The following is a 26,812-nucleotide window of genomic DNA, read 5'->3' as shown; positions in this document are numbered from 1 at the left end:
GGATCCCGGCCCCACCGAGATCGTCGGGATGTGGGGGACGAGCGGGGGCCCCGATGCCCGGATATGAGCAGTTGTACGGGCTGAAGCTGACCCATCTCGAAGCGGCGGAGGGGGACTGGCGCACTCTGGCGGGCCGCCTGGGGGAGTTGGCGGAGCAGGCTGAGCGGGATTTCCTCACCAAGGTCGAACCGCTGGACTGGCGCGGGGAAACGGCGGAGATGGCCAAGCCGTTCCTGACCCTCACCGGGCAGCGGTTCCGCTACGCCCACGAGACGGCGCTCTCCGTTCACGAGGTGCTGAACGGATTGCTGGACGCCCAGCGGCAGGCCCGCAACGACCTGATGGCGGTGGAGACGGAGGCCGCTGATCTGTCTCTCGGTATCCATTCGGACGGCACTGTGTACTCGCGGCTGAACGGCGCGTACGCGGACGAGGAACTCGAGCGGATGGAGCGCTGGACCGGCTCACACCGCCTGAGCCCGGGGCAGGCACAGCAGGCCGACGTCGACTACATCGTGGGCCGTGTCGAAGAGGTCCTGGCACGGTCCGCCGAGGCGGATGCCACCGCCTCCCGCGCCCTGGGTGATCTGGCCGGCGAGGTCGGTGAGGGATTCGGAGTCCCCCCGGTGACCGGTATGGAGAGCGCCGCCCGTATGCAGGGCCTGGAAGACGCATCCGAACTGGCCGGCCTCTACCGCTCCGGCGAATACCTGACGCAGGAGGGCCTGGAGCGGGCAACCGAGATTCTGACGGCTCAGCAGGACAACGAGTATTTCGCCGTCCACTTCACCACCACGATGGGCGCCGACGGTGTCCTCGACTTCTGGTCCAACCTGGTGCTGGTGGATCCGTACCGTGAACCGACGCAGGACTATCTGCGCTCGGTCGAGGAGGCCCGGGAGGCCCTCGGTGCGACTCTCGGCACGGCGACCAGGGCCGGCGGCGCCCGGATGGAGACGTGGCAGGCGGAGGTCCTCGACCAGCTCGACCAGGTGCACGGACCGGAGCACGGTGGAGCGCTGCTGGGCGCGCAGATCATGAGCGATCTCATGCGCCACGGCGAGTGGGACACGGACTATCTCACGGCGTACGGGGACCGTCTGGTCGCCATCGAGCAGCCCTCGGGCGACGGCGCGCGCTGGGTCCCGCCGAGTACCTCCACGCTCCCCGGCCTGGAGTTCCGCTACGACCCGGCCACCGGCTTCATGCGGGCCCTGGACAACAACCCGGACGCGTCGTACGCGTTCTTCTCCTCGACGGAGCCCACGGACAACACGGCGTATTTCCTGGAGGAGCGCTCCTACGCGCCCAACCTGAGCGAGGAGACGGAAACGGGCCGCAGTGCGGCCCGCGACGCCGTCATGGACGCTCTCCTGGCGGCCACCTCGGGACGCGGCTCCGACGAGCCCTCCCCCCTGTCGCCGGAGCACAGTGCCGAGCAGTTGCGTCTGTTCCGGCATGTCATGGACGTGAGCGCCGGAACGGGCAACGACTTCGACGCGGACTTTCGCGAGGGCATGGCGAGGTTGCTGGGAGAGTACCGGGCGGAGGTCTTCGACACGGCGAGCAACCATTCGGGAAGTCAGCTTCCGCTGGATCCGGGCCACCTTTCCCAGCTCTCCAACCAGGTTTCCCGGAGTCCGGAATCCTATGCCATTCTGCATATGACAATGGCGGCTGAGTATGCCGAGCGCATCGACAGCGACACCACGGGCGACGCGAATTTCGCGCTCGGAAGTGTCGGGCGGGCGATCGGATTCCTGGAGAACGGAAGGTTCCAAGCCATCGAGATATCCGACGAATCCGTGTGGACGGACCGCTGGACGTACCGGAGCATAGGAAATCTCGCAGCCAAGATCCCCGTGGCCGGCGGGCTGCTCGGTGCATCGATCGAAGCCATTGGCGGTCAGTGGCTGAAATGGTCCGGAGCGCACGGTGATGATGAGGACATGGAATATCGGAGTGGCTATTACGAGCGCGAGAATGCTTTCATCAATGAATTGGCGAATCAATGGGTCGGTCGCAATCCGGACGCGTCCGGGGGGCTGACGCCGGAGCAGGCCCGCACGACTGCGGAGCAGATTGTCCGTGACGCCGCCGATCACGGGCACACCGGTGCGGTGGCAGTGCTGGGAGGAGCCACATGGTGAGGAAGCGCTATCTCGTCCCGCTGGTGACCGTCCCCGTGCTCCTGGTCGCGGGATGGATTTTCCTCTCCCGTGAGCAGGCTTATGAGATCGCAGAAGATCTGTGTGGAATGCATGTCGACCCCGAACTCACCGCGCCTCTCCTTCCGGATGGGGAGCAGCTGGAGGTCAGAAGTCCGCACGTGAATTCGAGTGCCGATCTGCTCTGTCGGGTCGATATCGATGGCGTGGCCACCCTTGCTATCGACGTGTTCCACTTCGACACCGCTTCCCAGAGCCTCCGGGAATGGTATGAGGAAATGCCGGAAGGGAGCTGGGGATTCGTGGGCGGTGAAGAGGGCCGTGTGGGCGATGATGACATCATTTTCGCCTCCAGCGGTTCACTGATCCGAACAGAATGCGCCGACGCTCGCCCGGAGGCCGTCCTGGACATCAATGTGCAGATCTATTCCCCCACGCGGGAAACGGAGGAGGGCCGGCGCGCGATGAAGGACTTCACCGCCGCCCTCATGGCCTCCGCGAAGGACACGTACGGCTGCTGAGGGGGCGGACCGCCGCTCGGAGTGAGTGGCCCGCCCCCTGGGGATCAGGCTTCGTCGGGCTGTTCGATCAGCTGGGCGATGTACAGGGGTTCGCCGAGCTTCTCGATGAGTTCGAGCTGGGTGTCGAGGTAGTCGATGTGGTGTTCCTCGTCCTTCAGGATCGACTCGAAGATCTTCGCCGAGGTGATGTCCGACTTGGCGCGCATGAGTTCGACGCCGCGGCGCAGGCGGTCGATGGCCTCCACCTCGATCTGGCGGTCCGCCTGGAACATCTCGGTGACCGTCTGCCCCACCCGGACATGGAAGAGCCGCTGGTAGTTGGGCAGCCCCTCCAGGAACAGGATCCGGTCGGTGAGGACCTCCGCGTGCCGCATCTCGTCGAAGGACTCGGCGCGGGTGTACTTGGCGAGCTTCACCCAGCCGAAGTTCTCCTGCATCTTGGCGTGCAGGAAGTACTGGTTGATGGCCGTCAGTTCAGCGGTGAGCTGTTCATTCAGGAACTCGATGACCTCGGGATCGCCCTGCATGGCAGCGCGCTCCTTCCGCGAGAAGGGGCAGGTGTTCGAGGCATCGTGGCACCCCTGGGGGATTACGTCCAGTAAGCGAAGGCTTACCGAATTACCCTGTTTCCGGGGAGTTCTCGCCGGGTCAGGGGTGGCGGTGCGGACTGTGCATGTCAGGTCTGTCACCATAGAGGGATGGGTCACCCGGAAAGCCGTTCGGAGGAGGAAGCGGACACGCGACAGGCGGCCGGAAGGCTTCCCCCGGGACAGCGTGAGCAGCGCGGCTGGCCGGTCACCCACTACGGGCCCGTGCCGCGGTTCAGGGCCGAACGCTGGGAGTTCCGGGTCTTCGGCGCGACCGCCACCGGCGACAAACGGTGCTGGAACCACGAGGAGTTCAGCGCTCTGCCGTACGAGACGGTGGTCGCCGATCTGCACTGTGTCACCAAGTTCAGCATGCTGGGCGCCGAATGGGGCGGGGTGCGGGCCAGTACTCTGCTCTCCCTCGTGCCCCCCGCGCCGGGCGTCACCCATGTGATGGTGTGGGCCGAGTACGGCTACAGCGCCAATCTGCGGCTGGCCGACTTCGCCGACGGGCGCACCGTGTTCGCCACCCATCGCGACGGTGAGCTGCTGACGGCGGAGCACGGGTTCCCGCTGCGCCTGGTGGTGCCGCGGCTGTACGCCTGGAAGGGCCCCAAGTGGGTGCGCGGCGTGGAGTACATGACCGCCGACCGCCGCGGTTTCTGGGAGGAGCGCGGCTACCACAACCTGGGCGACCCCTGGCGCGAGCAGCGCTACAGCTATCAGGAGGAGCCGGGGGATGGCCCCGAGCTGTGAGCCGGTGTCTTCCTGAGCTCCTTCAGCAGGGCCACGTCCGCGGCGTGACCCTCGGGCCCGCCAGGGGTCTCGATGATCAGTGGGACGCCGGTGGTCGCCGGGTGGTGCAGCAGTTCGGCGAAGGCGGCGCGGCCGATGTGGCCGGCGCCGATGTTCTCGTGGCGGTCGCGCCGCGATCCGGCCGGTGCCTTGGAATCGTTGGCGTGGATCAGCCGCAGCCGGCCCGGGCCGGCCACCCGGACCAGTTCGTCCAGGGTCGCGCGCGCCCCGCCCGGGGCCGCCAGATCGTGGCCGGCCGCGAAGACATGGGCGGTGTCCAGGCAGATCCCCACCCGGGGGTGGCCGCGCAGCGCGGCCAGGTACGGCTCCAGGTCGGCGATCCGGGAGCACAGTGAGGCGCCCTGGCCCGCGGTCGGTTCCAGCAGCAGGTACGGGTCCTCGTCGTGGGTCAGCTCGTCCAGCAGCGGCAGCAGCAACTCGCCGGTCTGGGCGAGCGCCGATTCCCGGCTGCGTCCGCCGGTCGCCGAACCGGTGTGCACCACCACCCCTCGTGCGCCGATCGCCCGGCCCCGGCGCAGCGAGTGCCGCAGCGAGCGCACCGAGCGCTCGGCGGTGACCGGATCGGCCGAGCCCGGGTTGATCAGATACGGGGCGTGGACGTACGCGGGCAGCCGCCGCTCGGCGCACCCGGCGCGGAACGCCTCGTCCTGGCCCGGGTCCCCGGGCGGGGTGGCCCAGCCGCGCGGGTTGGCGACGAACACCTGGAGCGTCTCCGCGTCCAGCGTGGCGGCGTACGCAAGGCCACGGGCGGCCAGGCCCCCGGCTACGGGGACGTGGCCGCCCATGGGATTGCGGTCGCGAGCTGAGGTCACCCGGAAAGCTTGCCAGGTGGAGGTGTGGGGTGCTGCCGGGGGCCGCCGGTCAGTAGGGACCGTTCACGTTGTCGATGGAACCGTAGCGGTCCCAGGCGTAGTTGGCGGCGGCCACGATATTGGCGACCGGGTCGTAAAGGCTGTAGGGAGTGCCTTCCACGTGATAGGCGTCGAAGGTCGGCTGAATCACCTGGAGCAGCCCGATGGACGGCGTGCCATTGATCCAGTTGATGTCCCAGTCATTGATCGCGTTGGGATCGCCGCTGGATTCCCGCATGATGTTGCGGTACAGGCCGTCATAGGAGCCCGGAATTCCGTGCTCGGCCATGATGTCCAGCGCCTCGCGGATCCAGCCGTCCAGGTCATCCGTGTAGGTGGGGGCGGCGGGCGCCACGGGCTCGGCGGCCGGGGCCGGCGCCTCGGGGGCGGCGGTGACCTCGGCGGCGGCCGTCTCGGCCGCGGCCAGCGCCTCGCGTTCGGCGGCGCGGCTGGCGGCCTGCTCGGCGGCGACCCGCTCGGCCTCCGCCTGCTGCGCGGCCAGTTCCTGGGCGGCCTGGACGGCCTGCTCGGCGGCGATGCGCTCGGCCTGCCGGGAGGGGGACTCGGGGGCCAGCGCGCGCAGGGTCTTCTGCAGGGACTGGGCCACCTCCTGCGGGGCGGTGCCGTCGGCCTCGGCCGCGCCACCGTCGTGCCGCTGCTGACCGGGGACGTCGTTGGCCTTCAGCACCCAGGCGACCGACCGGTCCGCGGAGTCCGCCGCGGCGGACTCGTGCGCGCTCGCGGTGGCGGGTACGAGGGTGAAGGCGATGGCCGCCATGCCGCAGCCGGCGACGGCCGTGGTGGCGGACTTCTGGAGCCGGGAGAAGCGACTTCGGCGGGGAGTGGGGAGCTGAGCGGTCATGCGGGGGACCTCACGTTCTCGCGAATGCTGCGACGGCCTTTCGTAGCAGCAGCGGAAAACCCCGCGCAAAGGTCACGAATACTAATGAGGTTAGTGCTGGGGGGAATCATCCCCGGGGGGTTCCCCGAGGGATCCCCGAGGATTGTCCCCCGAATTTCCCCGGCTTTTTACGGCCCGGGGCGCTCACGTGAAAAACACTAAGCGCGGTCGTATGTGACGCCCGCCCTATGGCGCGCATCACAGCGGCGGGGGCACTCCGCGGTACGGAATGTGACCCCCGCCTCAGTGCGTACGGTCCTCAGCGGACCCAGATGGTGATGGTCGATCCGCGCGGGGCGCTGTCCCCGCCGTAGATCGACTGGTTGAAGACGGTGCCGGTGAAGAAGAGCCGGTTGACGTTGACCTCGAAGCCGGCGTCCTCCAGGATCCGCCGGGCCTCGTTCTCCGACTCGCCGCGCACGTCGGGCACCTCGATCATCTCCTGGCCCTTGGAGATGGTGAGGGTGATGACGTCGCCCTCACCCGCGCTCTCCCCGGCCACGGGGGACTGCTCGGCGACGGTGCCCGACTCCTCCTCGGAGAACACCCGCTCCGGGGCGATCTCGACCTCGAAGCCGGCCTCGGTCAGCTGCTGCATGGCGGTGCCCTCGGCCGTACCGATGACCTCGGGCACCTCGATCTCGGCGCCGCGGCTGACCACCAGGGCCACCGCCGCGTCCGGGCGCTTCTCGGTCCCGGGCGCCGGGTCGGTGGAGATCACCGAGCCCCGCGGCACCTCGGTGGAGAACTCCCGGGTCTCGGTGCCCGGGGTCAGGCCGGCCCGCGTCAGCTGCTCCTTGGCGTCCGCCAGCGGGATGCCGCGCAGATTGGGCACGGTGGCCACGGGCGGGCCCTGGGAGACGGTGAGGGTGACGGTGGCGTTCTTGCGGACCCGGTCGCCGCGCGCCGGGTCGGTGGAGATGACATGGCCGGGCTCCACGGTCTCGTGGTACGCCTCGTCGACCGCCACCTTTAGCCCGGCCTCGCGCAGGGTCTGCTCGGCCTCGGCCTGCGGCACCCCGTACACCCCGGGGGTGTGCAGGAACTGCCCGGAGTTGATGTACCAGACGCCCGCGCCGATGCCCAGGACGGCCAGCACGGCGGCGACCAGGGCCAGGACGGCGCGGCGCGGCAGCTTCCGCCGGACCGGCGGTGCGGCGCGGAGGCCGTCGTCGTCCCCGTCGTGCGACAGGGGCGGCAGCAGTTCGATCCGGGCGGTGTGGTCCACCGCGTCGCGGTCGGGGCCGTCCGGGGCGGTGGAGCGTACGCCGGCCGGGCGGGGCACCACACTGGTCCGCTCCTCGGGGTCGGCGGCGACGGGGGCCCCGGCGGCGGTCTCGTCGGCGTCCGTGGTGCCGGCGGCGCCCTCGCCCGCCGGTACCTGGGTCGCGGCGGGCGGCTGGACGTCCAGCTCCTCGTCGGTCAGCCCGTCCCGTATCGCGCGGACCAGCGCCAGCAGCCCGGCGGCGTCCTCGGGCCGGTCCCCTGGCGTCCTGGCGGCGGCGCGCGCCACCAGGGTGTCCAGGGCCGGCGCCAGCTCGGGCACGGCCTGCGAGGGCGGCGGCACGTCCCGGTGGACGTGCGCGAACAGCACCTGGGCCGGGGAGTCACCGGTGTGCGGCTTGGCGCCGGTCAGCAGCTCGTACAGCAGCACCCCGCAGGCGTAGACGTCGGCGCGCTGGTCGGCGGTGCCGTGCTCGATGCGCTCGGGCGCCAGGTACGAGACGGTGCCCAGCAGGGTGCCGGTGTCGGCGGAGGTCTGGTGGTCGACGCCGCGCGCCAGGCCGAAGTCGGCGACCTTGACCCGGCCGTTCCCGCCGATGAGGACGTTCTCGGGCTTGATGTCGCGGTGCACGAGCCCGGCCCGGTGGGCGGCGGCCAGACCGGCCAGCAGCGGCTCCACGATGTCCAGCACGGCCCGCGGCGACAGCGCGCCGCGCTCGCGCAGCAGGTCGCGCAGGGTGCAGCCGGCCACGTACTCCATGGCCAGGTAGACGTAGTCCCCGTCGCGGCCCTGGTCGAGCACGCCGACGATGTTCTGGTGGTCGAGGCGGGCCACCGACTTGGCCTCGCGGATGAAGCGCTCGGTGAAGTCGGCGTCGTCCGCCAGCGAGGGGTGCATGACCTTGACGGCCAGCTCGCGTTCGAGGCGGGTGTCCACCGCCCGGTAGACCGTGGCCATGCCGCCGACGGCGATCCGCTCGTCCACGCGGTAACGGCCGTCGAGTACATGCCCGATCAGCGGGTCCTGAAGGGTGGTGTCCACGGCTGTTGAGTCTACGGTCTGCCGCGGACACCCACCCGGCCGCCGCGGTCCTGTGATCAGGACCGCAGCAAAACAGTGACGGAAGTGTCAGCTACCCGTTGCCAGTCCGAGCAGGGAGCGGATCTCGATCTCGGTGTCGATGCCCAAGGTGCCGTAACCCTGCTCGTAGTTCTCCCACACCGCGGCCTCGTCACCGGCGTCGGCCAGGTCCTGCCAGTACGGCAGGCTGCTCTCGCGGGCGTCGATCAGCTCGGCGACCAGCGTCTCCAGTTCGGCGTCGGACCAGGTGGCGGCGGAGAGCGCGGCGATCTCGTCCTCGATGACGGACGCCATGGCGTCACCCCACGACCGGAAGGCGGGGACGCCGGAATCCTCCGACGGCTCCATCCACGACTCGGTGTCCAGCGCGCCGGTGATCTCCAGGTAGCCCAGGGCGTCGGCGCTCAGCGCGCTCTCGTCGGGGCGCAGCGACTCGGACATCGACCGGCCGCTGGCGAGCCCGAAGAAGCACAGGATCTCGCGGTCGCCCATGCCCCAGCTGGCTTCCTCGGGGTGGTAGTAGAAGATCCCGGTGTCCTCACCGATCGTCCAGGTGTCCAGGATGTAGGGCTGGACGAGCCGGTTGCACTCGGTGTTGGCGATCTCCACCATCTCGTCCATGCCGGGGAAGGTGTCGTACCCGGTGACCTCGAAGGAGCCGAACGCCTCGGCCTCGTGCGGCACGTCGCAGGGGTAGAGGGTGACGTCGGTCTCGCTGGCGCCCTCCTCGCCCTGGTAGTCGGAGAGGCCGCTGGTGTCGAAGCAGTCGCCGACGGCGATGTCGAAGACGGTGATCCCCTCGCCGTCGGGCGCGACCTCGCGCCCGGGCTCGCCGGTCTCCTCGTCGGTGGCCGACTCGCTGGGGGAGGGGGTGGGGGTCGCCTCGCTGCCCTTGTCGTCCTTGAGGAACACCGTGGGGACCAGGATCGCCAGCGTGATGATCTGCACGGCGGCCAGGGCGATACCGGCGATGGCCAGCGGCCTGCCGCGCTCCCCGGTCTTCTTCACCTGGTTGAGGCCCAGGATGCCCAGGATCAGCGCGATCGGGGCCATGGCCAGCAGGCCGGTCACCAGCGAACCGATGGCCAGGCCGTTGGTCCTGGCCGGCGGCTGCGGCTGTCCGTACGGCGGCGGGACGGGGCCGCCGGGGTAGCCGGGGCCTCCCGGGTAGCCGGGGCCCGCGGGGCCACCGGGCGGCGGGTAGCCGTAGCCCTGCGGCGGGCCGGGCACCGGCGCCTGGCCCGGGTAACCGTAGCCCGGGGTGGGGGGCCCGGGCGGAGGGGAGGCGGAGGCGTACGGGTTCTGGCCCTGCTCCGGTCCCTGCGGCGGCGGTTGGGGCGGTGTGCTCACGGTCGATCTCTCCTTCAGCTGCCGCTCAGGAGACGGGCCGGCCCGCGGCGCGCGATCCCCCGTAACGGACAGAATGGTCCCCCAGATCCGGCGATCGTATATCAGTACGATCGGATCAATACGCCGGTCGTTCGGGGTCCAGCTCCGCCCGCCCCTCCAACGGCGAGGAGGCCAGGGCGAAATGCCGCCGCGGAATCCGCCCCGCGCCGAACGCCAGCCGCCCCGCCTCGACCGCGTGCCGCATCGCCCGCGCCATCGGCACCGGACGCTGCGCCCGCGTCACCGCCGAGGCCAGCATCACACCGGCGCAGCCCAGCTCCATGGCCAGCGCCGCGTCCGAGGCGGTGCCCGCGCCCGCGTCCAGGATCACCGGCACCCCGGCCCGCTCGGTGATCAGCGCGAAGTTGTGCGGATTGCGGATGCCGAGCCCCGAGCCGATCGGCGAGCCCAGCGGCATCACCGCCGCGCACCCCGCCTCCTCCAGGTGCCGCGCCAGCACCGGGTCGTCGTTGGTGTAGGGGAGCACCGTGAAACCGTCGTCCACCAGCGTCTCGGCGGCGTCCAGCGTCGCCACCGGATCCGGCAGCAGGGTGCGCTCGTCGGCGATGACCTCCAGCTTGACCAGTGCGGTGCCCAGCGCCTCGCGCGCCAGCCGCGCGGTCAGCACCGCCTCGCCCGCGGTGAAACAGCCCGCGGTGTTCGGCAGCGGCGCGATGCCGAGGTTGCGCAGGATGCCGAGCACCGAGCCCCGTACCCCGGGATCCACCCGGCGCATCGCCACCGTCGTCAGCTGGGTGCCGGAGGCGGCCAGGGCGCGCTCCAGCACCTCGGGGCTGGGGGCGCCGCCGGTGCCCATGATCAGCCGGGAGGTCAGCCGCAGCGGGCCGAGCACCAGGACGTCGTCCCCGTCGCCCGGAGGGGGGCCGCCGGCGGTGGCGGCGTTCGCGGGGTCGTGCGCGGCGCCGGTCGCGGGGTCGTTCGCCGCGTCGCTCGTGAGGTCGGTCATCGGTCGTCAGCCTCCCTGGACGGCGGTCAGGATCTCCACCCGGTCACCCGGCGCCAGCGTGGTGCCGTGCCAGCGGGCCCGGGGGACCACGCACTCGTTGACCGCCGCCGCGACCCCCGCCCCCGATGCGCGGGAGAGCAGCTCGGTGACCAGGTCGGCCAGGGTCGTACCGGGGGCCAGCTCGCGCGGGGCGCCATTGACGGAAACGGTCGGGGTCCCGCTCATGCCGGCACCACCGAGGGGAACCGCAGCGGGCTGAAGGGCCGCGCGATCGCCGGGAGTTCGCCGGTGACCAGCGACTCGGCCAGCACCTCCCCGGTCAGCGGGGTGAGCAGCACCCCGTTGCGGTGGTGCCCGGTCGCCAGCTGGAGCCCCGGCAGCGCGGTGGGCCCCAGCAGCGGCGCGTTGTCGGGGCTGCCGGGCCGCAGCCCCGCGAGGCATTCGCGCAGCGGCAGCTCGGTGATGCCGGGCACCAGCTCGTGCGCGTCCCGCAGCAGCTGATAGACGCCGCCCGCGGTCACCGTGGTGTCCCAGCCCTGCTCGCAGGAGGTGGCGCCCACCACGAGTTCGCCGTCGGCGCGCGGCACCAGATAGACGGCCGAGCCGCGCACCACGGCCCGCACCGTACGGGAGAGGAACGCGCCGCCGCCCGTGCCCCCCGGCCCCGGCGGCATGTGCAGCCGCAGCACCTCGCCCTTGACCGGGCGGACCGGCGGGGCGATCCCGGGTGGCAGCCCCGGCAGTTCACCGCTGTGGCTGCCGGCCGCCAGCACCGTACGGGCGGCGGACAGCGCCGTACCGTCCGCCAGGACCGCGCCGGTGGCCCGGTCCCCGGTGACGGTCAGTTCGCGCACCCGCTCGCCGTGGAAGATGACACCCGCCCGTTCACAGGCGGTCAGCAGCGCGGCGGCCAGCCGGCGCGGGTCGACCTGATGGTCGCCGTCCACCCGCAGCCCGCCGCGCACCCCCGGGGCCAGCATCGGCTCCAGCCGCCGGCACTCGCGACCGGTGAGCCACTGCGAGCTCAGCCCGCACCGCTGGTGCAGCGCGTGCACCTCGCGCAGCTGGGCACGGTCGTCCGCGTCCAGCGCGACCGCCAGGGTGCCGCAGGCGCGGAAGCCGACGCCGGAGCCCGCGGCGTCCTCCAGCTCGGCGGCGAAGTCCGGGTAGCGGGCGGCCGAGGCGAGGTTGAGTTCGAGGAGCGGTTCCTCGCCGTGGTGCAGTTCGGTGACGGCGGCGAGCATGCCGGCGGCCACCCGCGCGGCGCCGCCGCCCGGCGCCGGGTCGGCCACGGCGACGCTCAGCCCCCGCCCGGCGGCCCGCCAGGCGGTGACCAGACCGATGACGCCGCCGCCGATGATCAGGACATCGGACGTACGGCCTGCGGACGCTGAGGGCATGGACCTCACCACGCGGCTGCTCCCTTCGCCGGCATGACCCGGATCAGGTTCGTACGGTCGGAGGCCGCCCGCCTCCCTCTCAGCCCGGACCGCCGGGCTCCCGTGTGCTCTGTCGCCCGCCACAGTAGTACGGGCGGGGCCGGGGACGAAAAGCCCCCGGAACCCGGCGGCTTCCCGCGCCCCGTGCCGGACGTCCCGGCGGCGGGCCGGTGTTCGCGCCCGCGCACCGGGCGGAACGCGGCATCCCCGTGGAGCGCGGCAGCCGGGCCCGGTGCGGCGCGCGCGTAGGGTGGCCGCGTGGAGCAACGGGATCAGCGGGTCGTCATCGCCGGGGCCGGGCTCGCCGGCGCGCAGACCGCGGTGCGGCTGCGCGAAGCGGGCTGGGCCGGAACCGTCACCGTGGTCGGGGCCGAGCACCACCGGCCCTACGACCGCCCGCCACTGTCCAAGGACGTGCTGCTCGGCAAGGCCGAAGGCGCGCCCCTCGATGTGGACTTCGACACCCTCGGCATCGAACTCCTGCTGGGCCGCGCCGCCACCGGAATCGACGCCGGCGCCCGCGCGCTGCGCACCGACGCCGGACCCGTGCCGTACGACCATCTCGTCATCGCCACCGGCGCCGAGGCGCTGACCCTGCCCGGCAGCGAAGCGGCCCCCGGCGTCCATGTGCTGCGCACCCTGGACGACGCCGCCCGGCTGCGCCCGCTGCTGACCGCCCGCAGCCCGCTCGTCGCGGTCGGCGCCGGCTGGATCGGCGCCGAGGTCGCCACCGCCGCCCGCGCCGCCGGGGCCCCCGTCACCGTGCTGGAGGCCGCCGGCCACCCGCTGCCCGGCGCGCTGCCGCCGGAACTCACCGCACCGATGCGCCAGTGGTACGCGGACGCCGGCGCCGAACTGCGCACCGGCGCCCGGGTGGCGGCCGTCCGGCCGGGCGAGGTGGAGCTGGACGGCGGCGAGCTGCTGCCCGCCGGCGCCGTGCTGGTGGGCATCGGCTCCCGCCCCGCCACCGGCTGGCTGGAGGGCAGCGGCGTCGAACTGGCCGCCGACGGCTCGGTCCGCGCGGACGACCGGCTGCGCACCTCACTGCCCGGGGTGTACGCGGTCGGCGACTGCGCGTCCTTCCCCTCGGCCCGGTACGGCCGCCGGCTGCTGGTGCACCACTGGGACAACGCGCTGGCCGGGCCCGCCACGGTCGCCGCCCAGGTCACCGGGACGGCCGACACGGCGTACGACCCGGTGCCGTACTTCTGGAGCGAGCAGTTCGGCCGCTTCGTGCAGTACGCCGGGCAGCACGGCCCGCACGACACGCTGCTGTGGCGGGGCGACCCCGCCGCCGGTGGCGCCCCGGGCGCGGCCTGGTCGGTGTGCTGGCTGGACGGCGCCGGGGTGCTGCGGGCGGTGTGCGCCGTGGACCGGCCGCGCGACCTGGCCCAGGGCCGCCGGCTCATCGAACGCGGGGCCCGCCTGGATCCGGTGCGGGCCGCCGACCCCGCCGTGCCCCTGAAGAACGCGACGGCCTGACCGGCGGGGGCGGCCCCCCCGCACGGCGGTACCGTCCCTCCGCTGCCACTCCCCGATGACGCCTGTCAGTCGGAGGTGGCAGGCTTGAGGTGTGACCGAGATTGATGCGAAAACCGAAGCTCTCGTCCCCGACTGGCTCACCCTCCCCGACATCGCCGAAGCGCTGGACGTGGAAGTGACCCGGGTTCGTCAGCTGGTCAAGGAGGGGCAGCTGATCGCCGTGCGCCGGGGCGAGAACCGGGTGCTCCAGGTGCCGTCCGCCTTCATCGGCGAGGGCAGGATCGTCAAGGGCCTGGTCGGCACCCTGACGCTGCTGCGCGACGACGGCTTCACCGACGAGGAAATGCTGGAGTGGCTCTTCACCCCCGACGACAGCCTGCCCGGCACGCCCGCCGACGCCCTGCGGGAGAACCGCGGGACCGAGGTGAAGCGGCGGGCCCAGGCCCTGGCCGTGTGACGGCCGGACGCGCGACCGCCCGACCGTTGCACCGAACGACCGCTTGACCGTACGACCGCTTGACCGGTGGCGCGGCACCCGTGGTGCCGCGCCACCGCACCGACCCGCGAAGCAGCACCACCGAGGGGGAGAGCCGTGACCGACGGCATCGCCGGCGCCCGGCTGTATCTGTGTACTGACGCCAGGAAGCGCCAGGGCGACCTGCCCGCCTTCCTGGACGCCGTCCTGGCCGGCGGCGTGGACATCGTCCAGCTGCGCGACAAGAGCCTGGAGGCCGCCGAGGAACTGGAGCTGCTGGAGGTCTTCGCCGACGCCTGCCGGCGGCACGGCAGGCTCCTCGCGGTCAACGACCGCGCCGACGTCGCGCACGCCGCCCGCGCCGACGTGCTCCACCTCGGGCAGGGCGATCTGCCGGTGCCCGCCGCCCGCGCGCTGCTCGGCACCGGGGTGCGCATCGGGCGCTCCACCCACAGCGAGGCCCAGGTCGACGCGGCCCTCGCCCAGCCCGGCGTGGACTACTTCTGCACCGGCCCCGTCTGGCCCACCCCCACCAAACCGGGCCGCTCCGCCCCCGGGCTGCCCCTGGTGCGGTACGCGGCCGCCCGCCGCCCCGAGCGGCCCTGGTTCGCCATCGGCGGCATCGACGCCGGCAACCTGGATCAGGTGCTGGAGGCCGGGGCCCGCCGAATCGTGGTGGTGCGGGCGCTGACCGAGGCCGGGGACCCCGGTGCGGCGGCGAGCGCGCTGGCCGCGCGGCTGCGCGCCGTGTGACGCCGTACGCCCGTCCGCAACCCGGACACGCATGGGAGATTTCCGTCGCTCTGGGTAGCCTGCGGCCATGGCCCTTGGGATTCCGTCCACGATGAATGACCGGGCGCACACGGTGCGCGACCTTCTCGCCGCCGGCAAGCGTTCGTACTCCTTCGAATTCACCCCGCCCAGAACCGAGCAGGGCGAACGCACCATGTGGAACGCCATCCGCCGGGTCGAGGCCGTGGGGCCGACCTTCGTCTCCGTGACCTACGGCGCCGGCGGCTCCTCGCGCGAGCGCACCGTACGGGCCACCGAGCGGATCGCCACCGAGACGACGCTCACCCCGGTCGCCCACCTCACGGCCGTCAACCACTCGGTGTCCGAGCTGCGGAACATCATCGGGCAGTACGCGGGCGCCGGCATCCGCAACATGCTCGCGCTGCGCGGCGACCCGCCCGGCGACCCGATGGGGCAGTGGAACCGGCACCCCGAGGGTGTGACTTACGCCGCGGAACTCGTGAGTCTCATCAAGGAGTCGGGCGATTTCTGTGTCGGGGTCGCGGCATTTCCGGAGATGCATCCGCGTTCCACCGACTGGGAGACGGATATCCGGCATTTCATCAACAAGTGCCGGGCGGGGGCGGACTTCGCGCTGACCCAGATGTTCTTCGACCCCGAGGACTACCTGCGGCTTCGTGACCGGGTGGCCGCCGCGGGATGCGATGTCCCGATCATCCCGGAAATCATGCCCATCGCGAATCTGCGGCAGATCGAACGCTTCAAGGAGCTCAGCAACTCCTCCTTCCCCGAAGAGCTGGAGAATCGGCTCCGCGCGGTCAAGGACGACCCGATGGCTGTACGCTCGGTCGGGATCGAGTTCGCCACCGAGTTGTGTGCACGGTTGATGGATGAGGACATCCCCGGTCTGCACTTCGTCACCCTGAACACGACGCTGCACTCGACGGCGACGCTGGACGTCTACAAGAACCTCGGTCTGCACCGGGCGGGCCTGGAACAGCGCTGAAGCACAGCTGAGAGGGGCGTACATGGGCTGGGCGGTCCTCTACATCGCGTTCGGAATCGTGGCCCTGTGGCTGCTCGGGGAGGTCCTGCTCCAGTACAAGGCGAGACTGCGCTGGCGGCTGCTGGCCTTCTCCGGCTTTCTGGCCGTGGTCCTCGGCGTGGTGCTGCCGAACGTGCCGGTGATCGCGCTGGGCACCCTCGCGTTCGCCACCGGCCAGACCTTTGTGACGCTGTCCTTCCGGCGCGGGTTCTCCACCGGCTGGGCGCTGGGCGGCCAGCCGGGCAACAGCAAGCGCCGGCGCCGCGAAGGCGCCGAGGAGAGCGGCGAGATGCGTCCGCTGGACCCGGTCGAGGAGAGCGAGGCCGGGTACGACGGCCCGCCCCCGCCCGTCCCGCCCGCGCCGCCCGCCGCAGCGGGGGAGTCCGGCGCGGACGGCGGCGGCTACGACGCGTGGGACTACGACCCGCAGTCCGCCCAGCAGGGCGGACCGGCGCCGCAGGAGCAGGACCTGTACGCCGGGCACCAGGCGGGAACGCAGTCCCAGGAGACGGTGTACGGGGACGGCTACCACGAGCAGCAGCAGTCCTACGACGCGGCGGGCACCGGGTACGACCCGGCGCAGCAGCCCTACGGCGACCCGCAGCAGCAGCCGTACGCCGAGCCCTACGCCGGAGCCGGGGCGACCGCGGCGTACGAGACCTACGGCGCCCCGTACGGCGATCCGCAGCAACAGCAGTACGCGCAGCAGGACTACACCGACCAGTGGCAGACGGCCGCGGCCGACGCCTACTACCAGGAGACCCCGCCCGGCGGGGTCTGGGTCCCCCAGCAGCGCGAGACCGCCGCCCCCGCACCCGCGCAGGACAGCGGCTACGGCTACCCGCCCCAGCAGGACACCTACCCCCCGCAGCAGCACCCGGGCGGCTACGACCCGGCGGCCGACCAGGGGTACTACTACAACGAGCAGCAGCAGCGCTACTGACCACCGGGCGGGGCCGCGCACAACGGCCCCGCCCCGCGCGTCAGTAGGAGCCGCGCCAGCCGGGGCCCTCCACGATCAGACCGGTGGCCAGCGCCCCCGACATGCCGGTGTGCGCCAGCCCGCCGCCCGGGTGCGCCAGGGCGCCGGCCCGCCAGGCGCCCGGCAGACGGCCCGCGTTGGGCGCGGCGAGCAGTTCGCCGTCCGCCCCGGCCAGGGCGGGCGCCGGGATCACCCCGCCGGGCATGCCGGTCTCCCGCTCGATGTCCAGCGGGGTACGGACCTGGTGCCACCGCACGTTCTCCAGGCCCGCCGCCGTCAGCAGCCGGTCCGTCCAGCGCTCCACGGTGGCGGCCTCCCGCCAGTCCACGGCCCCCTGCGCCGGCGCCAGCGCCGACACGACCGCCGTGTGCCCCGCCGGGCCGGTGCCGGCGGCGGGCCACAGCGTGGCGTCGTCGGGCCGCAGCACCCGTACGACGGGCCCGCCGTCCGCCGGGTGCACCAGCAGCCGGTGCGCCGTGCCCGGCGGGCGGGCGCCGTCCAGCGCCAGCAGCACCGTGAACCGGCTCTCTCCGCGCGGCGCGGCGCCGAGCCCCGGGGCGCTCCACACCACGTGGTCGGCCGAGACCCGTTCGCCGTCGGCCAGTTCGACCCCGGCCGCCTTCCCGTCGCGTTCCAGGATCCGCCGCGCCTCGGTCCCGTGCACGAACTCCACGCCGCGCTCCGCGCACCGTTCGCGCACCGCGTCCACCAGCGCGGCGATGCCGCCCACCGGGTACCAGGTGCCGAACGTCTGCTCCACATAGGCCAGTACGGTCGCGGACGCGGGGGCCCGCTCGAACCGGATGCCGTACTCCTCGACGGTGCCGGCCAGCAGGGCCGTCAGCCGGGCGTCGCCCAGTTCCCGTTCCGCCACCGCCGGCAGCCCGGACGCCCGGGCGGGGGTCCGGCGGCGCAGCAGCCCGGTGCGCCGGGGCGGCAGCGCCGGGTACGGGTCGGGCAGCAGGGCCGCCCGTCCGGCCGCCGAGGTCAGCGGCTCCTCCACCAGCGGCCGCCGGGTGGCCTCCCAGGTCTGCCGGGCCCGTCCCTGCAGCGCGTGCCAGCGTTCTCCCGCGCCGGCGCCGAGCGCCTCGTCCAGCGCCTGTCCCACCCCGCCCCGGGAGAAGCCGGGCAGCAGCAGCCGGGTGCCGTCCGCGAACCGGTGCTCGGCGGCCGGATCGACCCGCCGCAGCTCGACGCACTCCTCCAGGGGGCGCTTGCCGGTCTTGATGAACAGGTCCCGCCACACCGCCGGCAGCCACAGCAGCCCGGGCCCGGTGTCGAAGGTGAAACCGTCCCGCTCGTACCTGCCCGCCGCCCCGCCGGCCCGTCCGCCGCGTTCCAGCACCGTCACCCGATGCCCCGCCACGGCCAGCCGGGCCGCCGTCGCCATGCCGCCCATACCGGCACCGACCACCACCACTCGCGCCATGCGCCGCACCCTACCCGGGGCCGTGCGGGCCGGTTCGGACGGTCTCCCCGGGCTCTCCGGTAACGGGGGAGGGGCGCCCCACAGGTCCGGCGGACACACAGGTACCTAGCCGGGGGCCGGCCTACTCAGAGACCGGATGAGTACCGGCCTGAGCACGAGAGCGGATGGGCGGGCCCGCCGCCGGACGGCAGGCTGTCGGTCAGCGGGAACCGGGGACCGCACCGCCGGCACGGGGCGGCGGAGCGGCTCCGGGCCCCGGCTCTCCCACGCGCGGCCCCTGCGCGGCTCAGGGCGCGTCCGCCCGCACCCGGCCGTGCAGCAGCCGGGCCAGCGCCAGATGAACGTCGCGCAGCGGCCGTTCGGGATGGAACGAGAGCCAGTCCAGGGCCCCCACCAGGATCATCCCCACTAACGCGCCCGCCGTCAGCTCCACATCGAGCGCCGGGTCCAGCTCGCCGCCCTTCACCCCCTCGTGCAGCACGCGCTCCACCACCTCCACCGCCTGCCGCCTGGCGGACAGCAAGGTGGCGTGCCAGGCCCGGTGGGTACGCCACAGCTCGGCCGTGAACAGCCGGGTGAGCGAGGGGTTGCGCTCGATGAACACCAGCCCGGCCAGGGCTATCGCCGACAGCCGCCCGACCGCGTCCGCCCCCCGGTGCAGCGCCGCCTCGTCGGCACGGTGCAGCTCGCCGGCCAGCCGGCCCACCCCGTCCCGCAGCACTTCCTCGAACAGCTCGCTCTTGCCGGCGAAGTTGTAGTAGACGGTGCCCTTGGCGACCCCCGCGCGCTCGGCGATCTCCTCCACGGTCGTGGCGGAGAAGCCCTGTTCGGCGATGAGCGTCACCGCCGCGTCATAGAGCCTTTGCCGCGTCGCGTTGCGACGGTTGCTGATCGCGCGTGTCATGCGCCGATTCTCTCCTCACCACAAGGCTGTTGGGGCCCGCGGGGCGTATGTGCAGGTGTTTGCAGTGCTCAGCGCGGATTGTCAGTGGCATGCGTCAGCATGTGCCCAGATGCGAAGAACGGACCGACACACGAAGATCAGCACCGCCGAATGACGACTGGAGGCTCGTCATGACCGGAATCCCCGCCGACGTGCACCGGGTGCCGCGCCGCGCCCCGGCGCCGCCCGCCGCCCTCGATCTCCTCGCCCAGGCCGCGCGCGGGCTGGACGAGGCCGCCACGCTGCCCGACCCGGGCGAGGCGTACGTGGCCGCCCATCTCGCCGCGCTGCGCACCGCGGCGGCCGTGGTCGCCGCCCGGGGCCGCCCCGAGCCGACCGCGCGGGGCCGCAGCCGGATCCGCAGCGTGTGGGAGGTGCTGCCGGAGATCGCCCCGGAACTGTCCGAGTGGAGCACCCTGTTCGCCGCCAGCGCCGCCCGCCGGGCCCGGATAGACGCCGGGATACGCCGGGCCGCCGATCTGCGGGAGGCCGCCGAGCTGCGGCGGGCGGCCGGGTTCTTCCTGCGGCTGGTCGAGTCCATGCTGATCAGGCAGCCGGTGCTGCGGACCGAGGACCCCGGAGGTCCGGCGCCGAAGTAGGCTGTGGCTGCCCGCGTACGGCGGGCCGCGCACCCGCAGGACCGGCGGTACGCGGCAGCACAGCAGTACACAGCACTTCGAGGAGCCGCCCGTCATGCCGTCCAACCCCCCGGCCCGGGACGCGGGCGGACCGCTGTCCCCGGGGCCGCACACCGTGCTGCGCACCGGCGTGGTGTGGGAGGTGCTGCGCCGTGCCCTCACCGAGCGGGCCGCCGAGACCGGCCGGCCGGTCCTGGACGTGCTGGACACCGGAGGCGGCAGCGGCAGCTTCGCCGTGCCCGTGGCCGGGCTCGGTCACCGGGTGACCGTCGTCGACCCGAGCCCCAACGCGCTCTTCGCCCTCCAGCGGCGGGCCGCCGAGGAAGGCGTGGCGGACCGGGTGCACGGCGTGCAGGGCGACACCCAGGGCCTGCTGGACGTCGCCGAGCCGGGCGGCTACGACATGGTCTTCTGCCACGGCGTGCTGGAGTACGTGGACGATCCGCGCGCCGGTCTGGCCGCCGTGGCCGGGGCGCTGCGTCCCGGCGGCGGCACGCTGAGCCTGCTGGCGGCCGGGGTGGGCGGGGCGGTGCTCTCCCGGGCCCTGGCGGGGCGCTTCACGGAGGCCAGGAGGGCGCTGGGCGACCCGGACGGCCGCTGGGGCGAGGCCGACCCCGTACCGCGCCGCTACACGCCCCAGGAGCTGGCCGCGCTGGTCACCGAGGCGGGGCTGGAGCCGGGGGCGGTGCACGGGGTGCGGATCTTCGCGGATCTGGTGCCCGGAGTGCTGGTGGACACCGAGCCGGACGCGCTGCGCGCGCTGGCGGCGCTGGAGGCCGAGGCGGCCGAGCTGCCGGCCTTCCAGGCGGTCGCCGGACAGCTGCATCTGCTCGCCCGGCTGCCCCATGAGGCGCCGGGCCGCCAAATGTGATCTCCGCCCCGTATTATCGGCAGTCAGCCCTCCGGCATGACCCGGGTCGGGGACGGGAAAGACTTGTCCGATCCCGTGGATCCGCGTCACCCGGCGGGTGGGTGAAATTGGCGAACTGGGGTGGGTTTCACAGGGAGCCTTCCCTGCCTATCCTGGAAAGAGTCGGAAACGGTCGCCTCCGCGGCCGGCGAGTAGGAGGACTCCGTGCCGCTCTCGGACCACGAGCAGCGCATGCTCGAACAAATGGAGCGAGCGCTGTACGCCGAAGATCCCAAGTTCGCGACAGCGCTTGAGGGCAGTGAGCTGCGGACGTTCACCCGCAAGCGGGTGTACCAGGCGATCGCCGGATTCCTGGTGGGCATCGCGCTCCTGATGGGCGGCATGGTCGCCCAGCTGATCTGGCTCAGCGTCGTCGGTTTTGTGATCATGCTGGGGTGTGCGGTCATTGCCGTCACCGGCTGGCGGAAGGCTCCCGCGCCCGGCGAGGGGGCGGCCCCCGCGGGCGGTGGCAAAGGACAGCGGCCGCACAAGCAGCGGCGTTCGATGATGACCCGTATGGAGGAGCGCTGGCAGCGCCGCCGCGATGATCGCGGCGATTGAGCGAGGATCCCCGGGATTCCGGGGGTGAAGGTGCGGAAGGGCCCGCCGGTCCGGGAACCGGCGGGCCCTTCCGTTGGGCTTCTCCGTGCCCGTTCTTTCCCTTTCCGGGCTTTCAGGCTTTCCGCATTTTCCCGAGGAATGCGGTGCGGCGTTCACGCAGCCGCCCGGCGGCCCGCAGCCGCTGTTCACTCATCCGGTAAGTCACCCGAATGGCGGAGCGCGGCAGCAGCAGTGCCCGCCACCGGGTCCCGCGCCCGACCCCGGCCCGCAGCCCAGCCAGGGCCGTCCGTACGTCCCGGGCCGGCTCCTCGTCCGCCGGTCCCGCCCCCGGCGCACCGGCCCCGGGCGGCGCGGGCGCGTACAGCTCCCGCTCCACCCCGGTGGCCAGCCGGTGGACGGCGTCCCGGGCCGCGGCGTCCAGCGTGATCACGGTGGTGATCCTGGTGGCGGTCTGCCGCGGCGTCTCCGCCGCCAGCGGCCCAACGCCCAGGTCCCAGGCGCTGTCGCTCAGCTCCTGCCAGGCGGCCGTCGCCCCCGCGCCGGGCGCCAGCCGCCGGGCCCGCACCCGCTCCCGCCACAGCGGTGGCACGGCGAGCACGGCGAGCAGCGCCAGCGCGGCGCCCGCCCCCCACAGCCACGGCCCCGGGGAGGGCCCGCCGCCGGAACCGCCGCCGGCCGCGGCGGGGGCCTCGCTCTCGCACGCGGCGGCCTCCCGCACCGGGTCGCAGCTCTCCGGGTCGGTGGGCGCCGGCGAGTTCTCGGGGGCCTCCGGCTCCGCGGTCTCCGTGTCCTCCTCGCCCGGCTGGGCCGGGTCGGGGCGGTCGGCCTCCGGAAGCGTGTGGTCGGGGATGTTGCCCTGCCCCGGGGTGGGCTCGAAGCGGGTCCAGCCCACGCCCTCGAAGTACAGCTCGGGCCAGGCGTGCGCGTTGTGCAGGCCGACCCGGTAGGAGCCGTCCACCTGCCGGTCGCCCGGGGTGAAGCCGACCGCCACCTGCGCCGGGATGCCCAGGGTGCGGGCCATGGCCGCCATGCTGAACGCGAAGTGCACGCAGAAGCCCTCGCGGTCCTCCAGGAACGCGGCGATCGCCTCGCTGCCGCTGCCCGAGGAGACCTCGGTGTTGTACCGGAAGCCGCCGTCCTTGGCGAACCAGTCCTGCAGCGCCACCGCCCGCGCGTGGTCGTCGGCAGCGCCGGCCGTGACCTCCCGCGCCAGCTCGGCGACGACGTCCGGGAGGTCGGCGGGCACCTGGGTGTAGTAGGAGGCGAGGTTGGCGGGGGCGGGCGGCGCCCCGGCCAGCTGCTCGGCGGTGGGCTGCACCTGGCGGTGCGTCACCGTCCAGGTCCGGCCCTGGGTGGTCATCCGCCCGTTGTCCGAGACCAGGGTCTGCGAACCGCGGTCGAACCACCACGCCCCGTCCGTCATCACCGACACCGCCGGGTAGGGCACCGGCAGCGAGGTCTGCGCGTACGAGCCGCTGGCCTCTATCTCCGTGGTCACGTCCCGGAAGGCCACATCGGGGCCGAGCCCGGGCACCGGCCACGGGGCCGCGGGCACCTCGTTCTCCAGCCAGCGCGAGGACTTCCACTCGGTGCCGGTGAACTCGTCCAGCGCCACCAGCCGCAGATACATGCCGGCGGGCTCGCCGTCCTCGGTGCGGTAGGTGAGCACCTGCTGGTTCTGCGGCTGGTTCAGCTGGTCCTGGAGCGCCACCACCGGGTTGACCGAGCTGATCCGGCCCGAGCCGCCGGTGCCGCCGCCCGAGCCGCCGCCGTCCAGGTCCAGCAGGCCCTCGCCCAGGGCGGGCATCAGCACGGGCGCCAGCACCGCGACGCCCAGCGTCAGCGCGCCGATCCGCCGGCCGGCCCGCAGCCGGGGCCCCGCCGACTGCGCGGGCAGCGCCGCGGCGGCCGGCTGCCCGTACCCGTATCCGCGGGCCGGCCCCGGGCCGGTGAAGTAGCGGCCCCAGCGGCCCAGCCGCTCCTGGCCCTCGGCCAGCAGAAGCAGCAGATAGCCCGCCGCCGCGGCCAGGAAGTACAGCCAGCCGGCCTGCTCCTGGTTGACCCCGGCCGCTATCGAGTACAGCGCCAGCAGCGGCAGCCCCGCCGCCGCGGCGCTCGCCGAGGTGACCGCCAGGACATCCACCAGCAGCCCGATCAGCAGCACCCCGGCCAGCAGCATCAGCCGGATGCCGTCCGTCATCGGGGCCGGCGCCACGTAGTGCCCGATGTCCTCGGCACCCGCCGACAGCAGCTCACCGAACCGGCCGAACGCCTCGGGACCCGGCAGCAGCCCGCCCAGCGCGTACGCGGACACCGTGCTCACCGTCACCAGCAGCAGCGACACCAGCACCTGGGCCGCGACCGTCAGCGCGGCGGGCGCGCCGAAGCGCCGCGCCACCATCCCGGTGGCGGTCTGGGCCGCCAGCAGCAGCCCGGCCTGCACCAGCCAGCCGCTGTCCTTCACCAGCGGCAGCAGCGCCGCCGCCGAGCCCATCGTGGCCAGCCACGCGGCCAGCGCGACCCTCGGCCTCGTCTCCAACACCGTCACAGCCCCCTGTACGCGCCGGCTCGTTCCCCGTCGGCCTGCTGCCACACCTGCGCCAGCGGCACCCCGGGGTGCAGCGGCAGCGCGGCCCAGCCGCTCTCCCGCAACCGCCCCAGCGCCCCGGCCTCCACCGCCGGGTCCAGCTGGCCCGCCGCCACGAAGGCGATCCCCTCGGACGCCCGCTGCCGCAACCGCGCCAGCTGGGCGATCGCCGCCGCGTCCGGCGCGCCGAGAAAGGCGATCAGCAGCCCGGTCTCGGTGCCGGCCAGCGCCGCCAGCGCACCGTCGAGATCCGACGTGGCGGCGGAGACGGCCCGGGTGTCGGTGACCAGGTCCAGCGGCCCGGGCAGGGGGGAGTGGTCCAGCACCGCCAGGGCGTCCATCATCAGGCCCATCGTCTCCGCGCTGTCCGCCACGTGCTGGTCGGGCGCCGGCACCAGATGACCCGTGTCGGTCACCAGCCGCACCTGGTAGCCGCGTTCGGCCAGGTGCGAGATCACCGAGGCGGCTCCGGAGACCGCCCGCTCGAAGGGCGCGTGCGGCCCCGAACCGGCGTAACCCGTACGCCGGGTGTCCAGCAGCACGGTGCACTGGGCGCGCGGCGGCTGTTCCTCGCGGCGCACCATGAGGGTGCCCCGGTGCGCGGTGGACCGCCAGTGCACCCGGCGCAGATCGTCCCCGTACCGGTAGTCGCGGGGAATGATGTCCTCCTCGCCGGTCACCGCCATGGACCGCTGCCCGCTCTCGCCCTGCCCGCCCGAGGCGCCGCCCAGCCGTACGGCCGGCAGCTGCTCGATGTGCGGCAGCACCGTCATCACGTCGTACGCGTCGAAGGAGCGGTGCAGTTCGACCATGCCGAACGGGTCGGCCAGCCGCAGTTCCAGCGGCCCCAGCGGATAGCGCCCGCGCTGGTCCGAGCGCACCCGGTAGCTGACCTCGCGCTGCCCGCCCGGCTCGATCCGGTCCAGCACGAACCGCGGCCGGGGCCCCAGCACGTACGGCACCCGGTCCTGGAGCATCAGCTGACCGCTGGGCAGCCGGAACCAGTTGTCCACCCGCAGATGCACCCGGGACTCGCCGCCGGCCGGCACCCGAGCGGGGGACAGCCGGCGCGAGGCCGAGACCCGGTTGCGGGTGAGGTACAGCACCAGGACGCACACCACCGGCAGCGCCGCGAGCAGCGCGCCGACCCGCAGCAGATCCGGCTGACCCAGCAGATAGGCGCACACCGAGGCGGCGGCGCCGGCGGCCAGGAACGACCGCCCGCGCGTCGTCAGGCCGCCGAAGGCCGCCCGCAGCGGCCCGCGCCGGTCCCCGTCGCCGCCGGGCATCAGTAGCCCCGGTGCTGCGGGGCGCCGTACGGGGAGGACACCGCCGTACGGTGCACGATCTCGGTGACGATCTGCTCCGAGGTGCGCCGGTTCAGCTGTGCCTGGGCGGTGGGCAGCAGCCGGTGCGCCAGCACCGGGACGGCCAGCGCCTGCACGTCGTCGGGCAGCACGTAGCCGCGCCCGCACAGCGCGGCGGACGCCTTGGCGGCCCGCAGCAGTTGCAGGGTGGCGCGCGGCGAGGCACCAAGACGCAGCTCGGTGTGGGTGCGGGTGGCGATCACCAGGTCCACCGCGTACCGGCGGACCGCGTCCGAGACATGGATCTCGCGCACCGCCTCGATCAGCTTCACCACGTCCTGGGCGCTCGCCACCGGCTGGAGCGCGTCCAGCGGGGAGTAGCCGCCGTGCGACTGCAGCATCCGCAGCTCGGCCTCGGGGTCCGGATAGCCCACCGAGACCCGGGCCATGAAGCGGTCGCGCTGCGCCTCGGGCAGCGGATAGGTGCCCTCCATCTCCACCGGGTTCTGGGTGGCGATCACCATGAACGGGTCGGGCAGCGGATAGGTGCGGCCGTCCGCGGTGACCTGGCGCTCCTCCATCGCCTCCAGCAGCGCCGACTGGGTCTTGGGCGAGGCGCGGTTGATCTCGTCGCCGATCATGATCTGGGCGAACACCGCGCCCGGCTTGAACTCGAACTCCCTGGTCTGCTGGTCGTAGACGCTGATCCCGGTGATGTCCGAGGGCAGCAGATCCGGGGTGAACTGCACCCGCTGCACCGTGCAGTCGATGGCCCGGGCCAGCGACTTGGCCAGCATGGTCTTGCCCACCCCGGGCACGTCCTCCAGGAGCAGGTGCCCCTCGGCCAGGAGCACGGTCAAGGAGATGCGTACGACCTCCGGCTTGCCCTCGATCACGCTCTCCACGGCGCGGCGCACCTGCTCCGCCGTGGCGCTCAGATCGGTGAGCTTCGTCTGCTCCTCATAGGTCGTCAACCGGCCCTCCTCGGCCCGCACTGCTGTCTCGGTCCCCACCCTGAACGGCGCGGACGTTGCCGGATACGACGACACCGGAAACGTGCCGGGAGGTCCCCCTCCGGCAGCCATTCTTCACGCCCCCGGTCCCGGCCGTCACCGGCCGGCGGTGTCCTGCGGGTCGATCTCGCGGAGCAGACCCGAGGTCACGTCGAACACAAATCCGCGTACGTCATCAGTGTGCAAGAGGAACGGCGAGGTCCGCACGCGTGCCATCGACTGGCGTACGTCCTGGTCCAGATCGGTGAACGACTCGACCGCCCAGCTCGGCTTCTGCCCCACCTCCAGCTCCAGCTCGTGCCGGAACTCCTCGGTGAGTTGCAGCAGGCCACAGCCGGTGTGGTGGATGAGCACGACGGAACGGGTGCCGAGACCGCGCTGAGAGATGGTCAGCGAGCGGATGATGTCCTCGGTGACCACGCCGCCCGCGTTGCGGATCGTGTGACAGTCGCCCAGATCCAGGCCGAGCGCGGCGTGCAGATCGAGACGGGCGTCCATGCAGGCGACAATCGCCACTTTCCGCACGGGGCGGGCGTCCATCCCGGGATCGGTGAACGTCGTGGCGTACTGCTGATTGGCTGAGACCAATTCATCTGTGACCGATTTTGCCATGCCCCGACGGTATTACGGGGCGCCCGCTCACGGATACCGGAGCCCGTCCGTGAGACCGGACGTCACAGCGGAAACGTGTCACACCCGTCCCCGGCGTGACCGGAGTCACCCCGGGAAGCGCACGGCCGAAA

The 26,812-nt window shown here is 73.0% G+C and carries 25 protein-coding genes and 1 riboswitch; of the genes, 11 read left to right on the top strand and 14 right to left on the bottom strand.

Going from position 1 to position 26,812, the window contains the following annotated elements; genetic code table 11:
- The first annotated feature begins 53 nt into the window (after positions 1-53).
- Complete coding sequence (locus ACTFAP_RS05455) at positions 54-2,150, top strand: hypothetical protein (protein ID WP_500468353.1); 2,097 nt, start codon at positions 54-56, stop codon at positions 2,148-2,150.
- On the top strand, positions 2,144-2,689 hold the full coding sequence (locus ACTFAP_RS05450; protein ID WP_500468352.1) for a hypothetical protein: 546 nt from the start codon (positions 2,144-2,146) through the stop codon (positions 2,687-2,689). The genes ACTFAP_RS05455 and ACTFAP_RS05450 overlap by 7 nt, the downstream gene beginning before the upstream one ends.
- 44 nt (positions 2,690-2,733) lie before the next feature.
- Here ACTFAP_RS05450 and bfr read toward each other — a convergent pair whose 3' ends face one another.
- Entirely contained in the window at positions 2,734-3,216 is a 483-nt protein-coding gene (gene bfr, locus ACTFAP_RS05445) for a bacterioferritin (protein ID WP_386538600.1), read from the bottom strand.
- Positions 3,217-3,387: 171 nt separating this feature from the next.
- Between bfr and ACTFAP_RS05440 the strand changes: the two genes are divergently transcribed.
- Positions 3,388-4,032, top strand: coding sequence for a sulfite oxidase-like oxidoreductase (locus tag ACTFAP_RS05440; RefSeq protein WP_453855542.1), 645 nt, complete (start codon positions 3,388-3,390; stop codon positions 4,030-4,032).
- Here ACTFAP_RS05440 and ACTFAP_RS05435 read toward each other — a convergent pair.
- From ACTFAP_RS05435 to thiO, 7 genes are all read right to left on the bottom strand, one after another.
- Complete coding sequence (locus ACTFAP_RS05435; RefSeq protein WP_500469410.1) at positions 3,999-4,877, bottom strand: deoxyribonuclease IV; 879 nt, start codon at positions 4,875-4,877, stop codon at positions 3,999-4,001. The two genes, ACTFAP_RS05440 and ACTFAP_RS05435, sit on opposite strands and share 34 nt — an antisense overlap.
- A gap of 76 nt (positions 4,878-4,953) precedes the next feature.
- Entirely contained in the window at positions 4,954-5,805 is an 852-nt protein-coding gene (locus tag ACTFAP_RS05430; RefSeq protein ID WP_500468351.1) for a transglycosylase SLT domain-containing protein, read from the bottom strand.
- Positions 5,806-6,103: 298 nt separating this feature from the next.
- Positions 6,104-8,110, bottom strand: a complete 2,007-nt coding sequence (gene pknB / locus ACTFAP_RS05425; protein WP_390124909.1) for a Stk1 family PASTA domain-containing Ser/Thr kinase — start codon at positions 8,108-8,110, stop codon at positions 6,104-6,106.
- Between the two features lie 87 nt (positions 8,111-8,197).
- Positions 8,198-9,499, bottom strand: a complete 1,302-nt coding sequence (locus ACTFAP_RS05420) for a DUF4190 domain-containing protein (RefSeq protein ID WP_390124912.1) — start codon at positions 9,497-9,499, stop codon at positions 8,198-8,200.
- A 115-nt stretch (positions 9,500-9,614) separates the two neighbouring features.
- The gene (locus tag ACTFAP_RS05415; RefSeq protein WP_390125000.1) at positions 9,615-10,355 is read right to left on the bottom strand and encodes a thiazole synthase; all 741 of its coding nucleotides are present in this window, start codon (positions 10,353-10,355) and stop codon (positions 9,615-9,617) included.
- A gap of 156 nt (positions 10,356-10,511) precedes the next feature.
- Positions 10,512-10,730 carry a sulfur carrier protein ThiS gene (gene thiS, locus ACTFAP_RS05410; protein WP_390124915.1) on the bottom strand — a complete coding sequence of 73 codons (219 nt, stop codon included), beginning with the start codon at positions 10,728-10,730 and terminating at the stop codon, positions 10,512-10,514.
- Positions 10,727-11,905 (bottom strand): glycine oxidase ThiO, encoded by a 1,179-nt coding sequence (gene thiO / locus ACTFAP_RS05405; RefSeq protein WP_500468350.1) that lies wholly within the window; start codon positions 11,903-11,905, stop codon positions 10,727-10,729. The genes thiS and thiO overlap by 4 nt, the downstream gene beginning before the upstream one ends.
- Positions 11,906-11,924: 19 nt before the next feature.
- A riboswitch (TPP riboswitch) is annotated at positions 11,925-12,010 on the bottom strand.
- 192 nt (positions 12,011-12,202) lie between these two features.
- Here thiO and ACTFAP_RS05400 point away from each other — a divergent pair.
- From ACTFAP_RS05400 to ACTFAP_RS05380, 5 genes are all read left to right on the top strand, one after another.
- Positions 12,203-13,426 (top strand): NAD(P)/FAD-dependent oxidoreductase, encoded by a 1,224-nt coding sequence (locus ACTFAP_RS05400; RefSeq protein ID WP_451751942.1) that lies wholly within the window; start codon positions 12,203-12,205, stop codon positions 13,424-13,426.
- 91 nt (positions 13,427-13,517) lie between these two features.
- On the top strand, positions 13,518-13,883 hold the full coding sequence (locus ACTFAP_RS05395; RefSeq protein ID WP_390124924.1) for an Rv2175c family DNA-binding protein: 366 nt from the start codon (positions 13,518-13,520) through the stop codon (positions 13,881-13,883).
- Between the two features lie 135 nt (positions 13,884-14,018).
- Entirely contained in the window at positions 14,019-14,654 is a 636-nt protein-coding gene (gene thiE / locus ACTFAP_RS05390; protein ID WP_390124927.1) for a thiamine phosphate synthase, read from the top strand.
- A gap of 67 nt (positions 14,655-14,721) precedes the next feature.
- Positions 14,722-15,660 (top strand): methylenetetrahydrofolate reductase [NAD(P)H], encoded by a 939-nt coding sequence (gene metF / locus ACTFAP_RS05385; protein ID WP_390124930.1) that lies wholly within the window; start codon positions 14,722-14,724, stop codon positions 15,658-15,660.
- A gap of 22 nt (positions 15,661-15,682) precedes the next feature.
- The gene (locus ACTFAP_RS05380; protein WP_500468349.1) at positions 15,683-16,642 is read left to right on the top strand and encodes a hypothetical protein; all 960 of its coding nucleotides are present in this window, start codon (positions 15,683-15,685) and stop codon (positions 16,640-16,642) included.
- 40 nt (positions 16,643-16,682) lie between these two features.
- Here ACTFAP_RS05380 and ACTFAP_RS05375 read toward each other — a convergent pair whose 3' ends face one another.
- Both ACTFAP_RS05375 and ACTFAP_RS05370 read right to left on the bottom strand, forming a co-directional pair.
- The gene (locus ACTFAP_RS05375; RefSeq protein WP_500468348.1) at positions 16,683-18,110 is read right to left on the bottom strand and encodes a phytoene desaturase family protein; all 1,428 of its coding nucleotides are present in this window, start codon (positions 18,108-18,110) and stop codon (positions 16,683-16,685) included.
- A 286-nt stretch (positions 18,111-18,396) separates the two neighbouring features.
- A complete protein-coding gene (locus ACTFAP_RS05370) occupies positions 18,397-19,014 on the bottom strand; it encodes a TetR family transcriptional regulator (protein WP_495683639.1) in 618 nt (205 codons plus the stop codon).
- A gap of 170 nt (positions 19,015-19,184) precedes the next feature.
- Between ACTFAP_RS05370 and ACTFAP_RS05365 the strand changes: the two genes are divergently transcribed.
- The 3 genes from ACTFAP_RS05365 to ACTFAP_RS05355 all read left to right on the top strand — a co-directional run bounded on the left by ACTFAP_RS05365 (position 19,185) and on the right by ACTFAP_RS05355 (position 21,162).
- Positions 19,185-19,652, top strand: a complete 468-nt coding sequence (locus ACTFAP_RS05365) for an SAV_6107 family HEPN domain-containing protein (protein ID WP_390124942.1) — start codon at positions 19,185-19,187, stop codon at positions 19,650-19,652.
- A 94-nt stretch (positions 19,653-19,746) separates the two neighbouring features.
- Positions 19,747-20,562: a methyltransferase gene (locus ACTFAP_RS05360; RefSeq protein ID WP_234306910.1), complete on the top strand. Its 816-nt coding sequence runs from the start codon at positions 19,747-19,749 to the stop codon at positions 20,560-20,562.
- Between the two features lie 204 nt (positions 20,563-20,766).
- The gene (locus ACTFAP_RS05355) at positions 20,767-21,162 is read left to right on the top strand and encodes an SCO2097 family morphological protein (protein WP_046723065.1); all 396 of its coding nucleotides are present in this window, start codon (positions 20,767-20,769) and stop codon (positions 21,160-21,162) included.
- A 112-nt stretch (positions 21,163-21,274) separates the two neighbouring features.
- On the opposite strand, the gene ACTFAP_RS05350 is transcribed toward ACTFAP_RS05355, so the two are convergent.
- The 4 genes from ACTFAP_RS05350 to ACTFAP_RS05335 form a co-directional block, all read right to left on the bottom strand.
- A complete protein-coding gene (locus ACTFAP_RS05350; protein WP_495684893.1) occupies positions 21,275-23,701 on the bottom strand; it encodes a transglutaminaseTgpA domain-containing protein in 2,427 nt (808 codons plus the stop codon).
- Positions 23,702-23,706: 5 nt separating this feature from the next.
- Positions 23,707-25,038 (bottom strand): DUF58 domain-containing protein, encoded by a 1,332-nt coding sequence (locus ACTFAP_RS05345; RefSeq protein ID WP_495683637.1) that lies wholly within the window; start codon positions 25,036-25,038, stop codon positions 23,707-23,709.
- Positions 25,038-26,030: an AAA family ATPase gene (locus ACTFAP_RS05340; RefSeq protein WP_390124952.1), complete on the bottom strand. Its 993-nt coding sequence runs from the start codon at positions 26,028-26,030 to the stop codon at positions 25,038-25,040. The genes ACTFAP_RS05345 and ACTFAP_RS05340 overlap by 1 nt, the downstream gene beginning before the upstream one ends.
- 135 nt (positions 26,031-26,165) lie before the next feature.
- Positions 26,166-26,681, bottom strand: a complete 516-nt coding sequence (locus ACTFAP_RS05335; protein ID WP_043177952.1) for a beta-class carbonic anhydrase — start codon at positions 26,679-26,681, stop codon at positions 26,166-26,168.
- Positions 26,682-26,812 lie beyond the last annotated feature (131 nt).

It is taken from the genome of Streptomyces sp. PH9007 (assembly GCF_059813725.1).
The sequence above is the reverse complement of the archived record's forward strand: the minus strand, read 5'-3'. Positions and strand labels throughout refer to the sequence as shown.

Bases quoted from the DNA above. Each gene is read 5' to 3' on its own strand.
- ACTFAP_RS05345 (WP_495683637.1), bottom strand. From the start codon at position 25,038: ATGCCCGGCGGCGACGGGGACCGGCGCGGGCCGCTGCGGGCGGCCTTC.
- ACTFAP_RS05455 (WP_500468353.1), top strand. From the start codon at position 54: ATGCCCGGATATGAGCAGTTGTACGGGCTGAAGCTGACCCATCTCGAA.
- ACTFAP_RS05375 (WP_500468348.1), bottom strand. From the start codon at position 18,110: ATGGCGCGAGTGGTGGTGGTCGGTGCCGGTATGGGCGGCATGGCGACG.
- metF (WP_390124930.1), top strand. From the start codon at position 14,722: ATGGCCCTTGGGATTCCGTCCACGATGAATGACCGGGCGCACACGGTG.
- ACTFAP_RS05450 (WP_500468352.1), top strand. From the start codon at position 2,144: ATGGTGAGGAAGCGCTATCTCGTCCCGCTGGTGACCGTCCCCGTGCTC.
- ACTFAP_RS05370 (WP_495683639.1), bottom strand. From the start codon at position 19,014: ATGACACGCGCGATCAGCAACCGTCGCAACGCGACGCGGCAAAGGCTC.
- ACTFAP_RS05365 (WP_390124942.1), top strand. From the start codon at position 19,185: ATGACCGGAATCCCCGCCGACGTGCACCGGGTGCCGCGCCGCGCCCCG.
- bfr (WP_386538600.1), bottom strand. From the start codon at position 3,216: ATGCAGGGCGATCCCGAGGTCATCGAGTTCCTGAATGAACAGCTCACC.
- ACTFAP_RS05360 (WP_234306910.1), top strand. From the start codon at position 19,747: ATGCCGTCCAACCCCCCGGCCCGGGACGCGGGCGGACCGCTGTCCCCG.
- ACTFAP_RS05415 (WP_390125000.1), bottom strand. From the start codon at position 10,355: ATGGGCACCGGCGGCGCCCCCAGCCCCGAGGTGCTGGAGCGCGCCCTG.
- ACTFAP_RS05380 (WP_500468349.1), top strand. From the start codon at position 15,683: ATGGGCTGGGCGGTCCTCTACATCGCGTTCGGAATCGTGGCCCTGTGG.
- ACTFAP_RS05440 (WP_453855542.1), top strand. From the start codon at position 3,388: ATGGGTCACCCGGAAAGCCGTTCGGAGGAGGAAGCGGACACGCGACAG.
- ACTFAP_RS05335 (WP_043177952.1), bottom strand. From the start codon at position 26,681: ATGGCAAAATCGGTCACAGATGAATTGGTCTCAGCCAATCAGCAGTAC.
- thiO (WP_500468350.1), bottom strand. From the start codon at position 11,905: ATGCCCTCAGCGTCCGCAGGCCGTACGTCCGATGTCCTGATCATCGGC.
- thiS (WP_390124915.1), bottom strand. From the start codon at position 10,730: ATGAGCGGGACCCCGACCGTTTCCGTCAATGGCGCCCCGCGCGAGCTG.
- ACTFAP_RS05435 (WP_500469410.1), bottom strand. From the start codon at position 4,877: ATGGGCGGCCACGTCCCCGTAGCCGGGGGCCTGGCCGCCCGTGGCCTT.
- ACTFAP_RS05430 (WP_500468351.1), bottom strand. From the start codon at position 5,805: ATGACCGCTCAGCTCCCCACTCCCCGCCGAAGTCGCTTCTCCCGGCTC.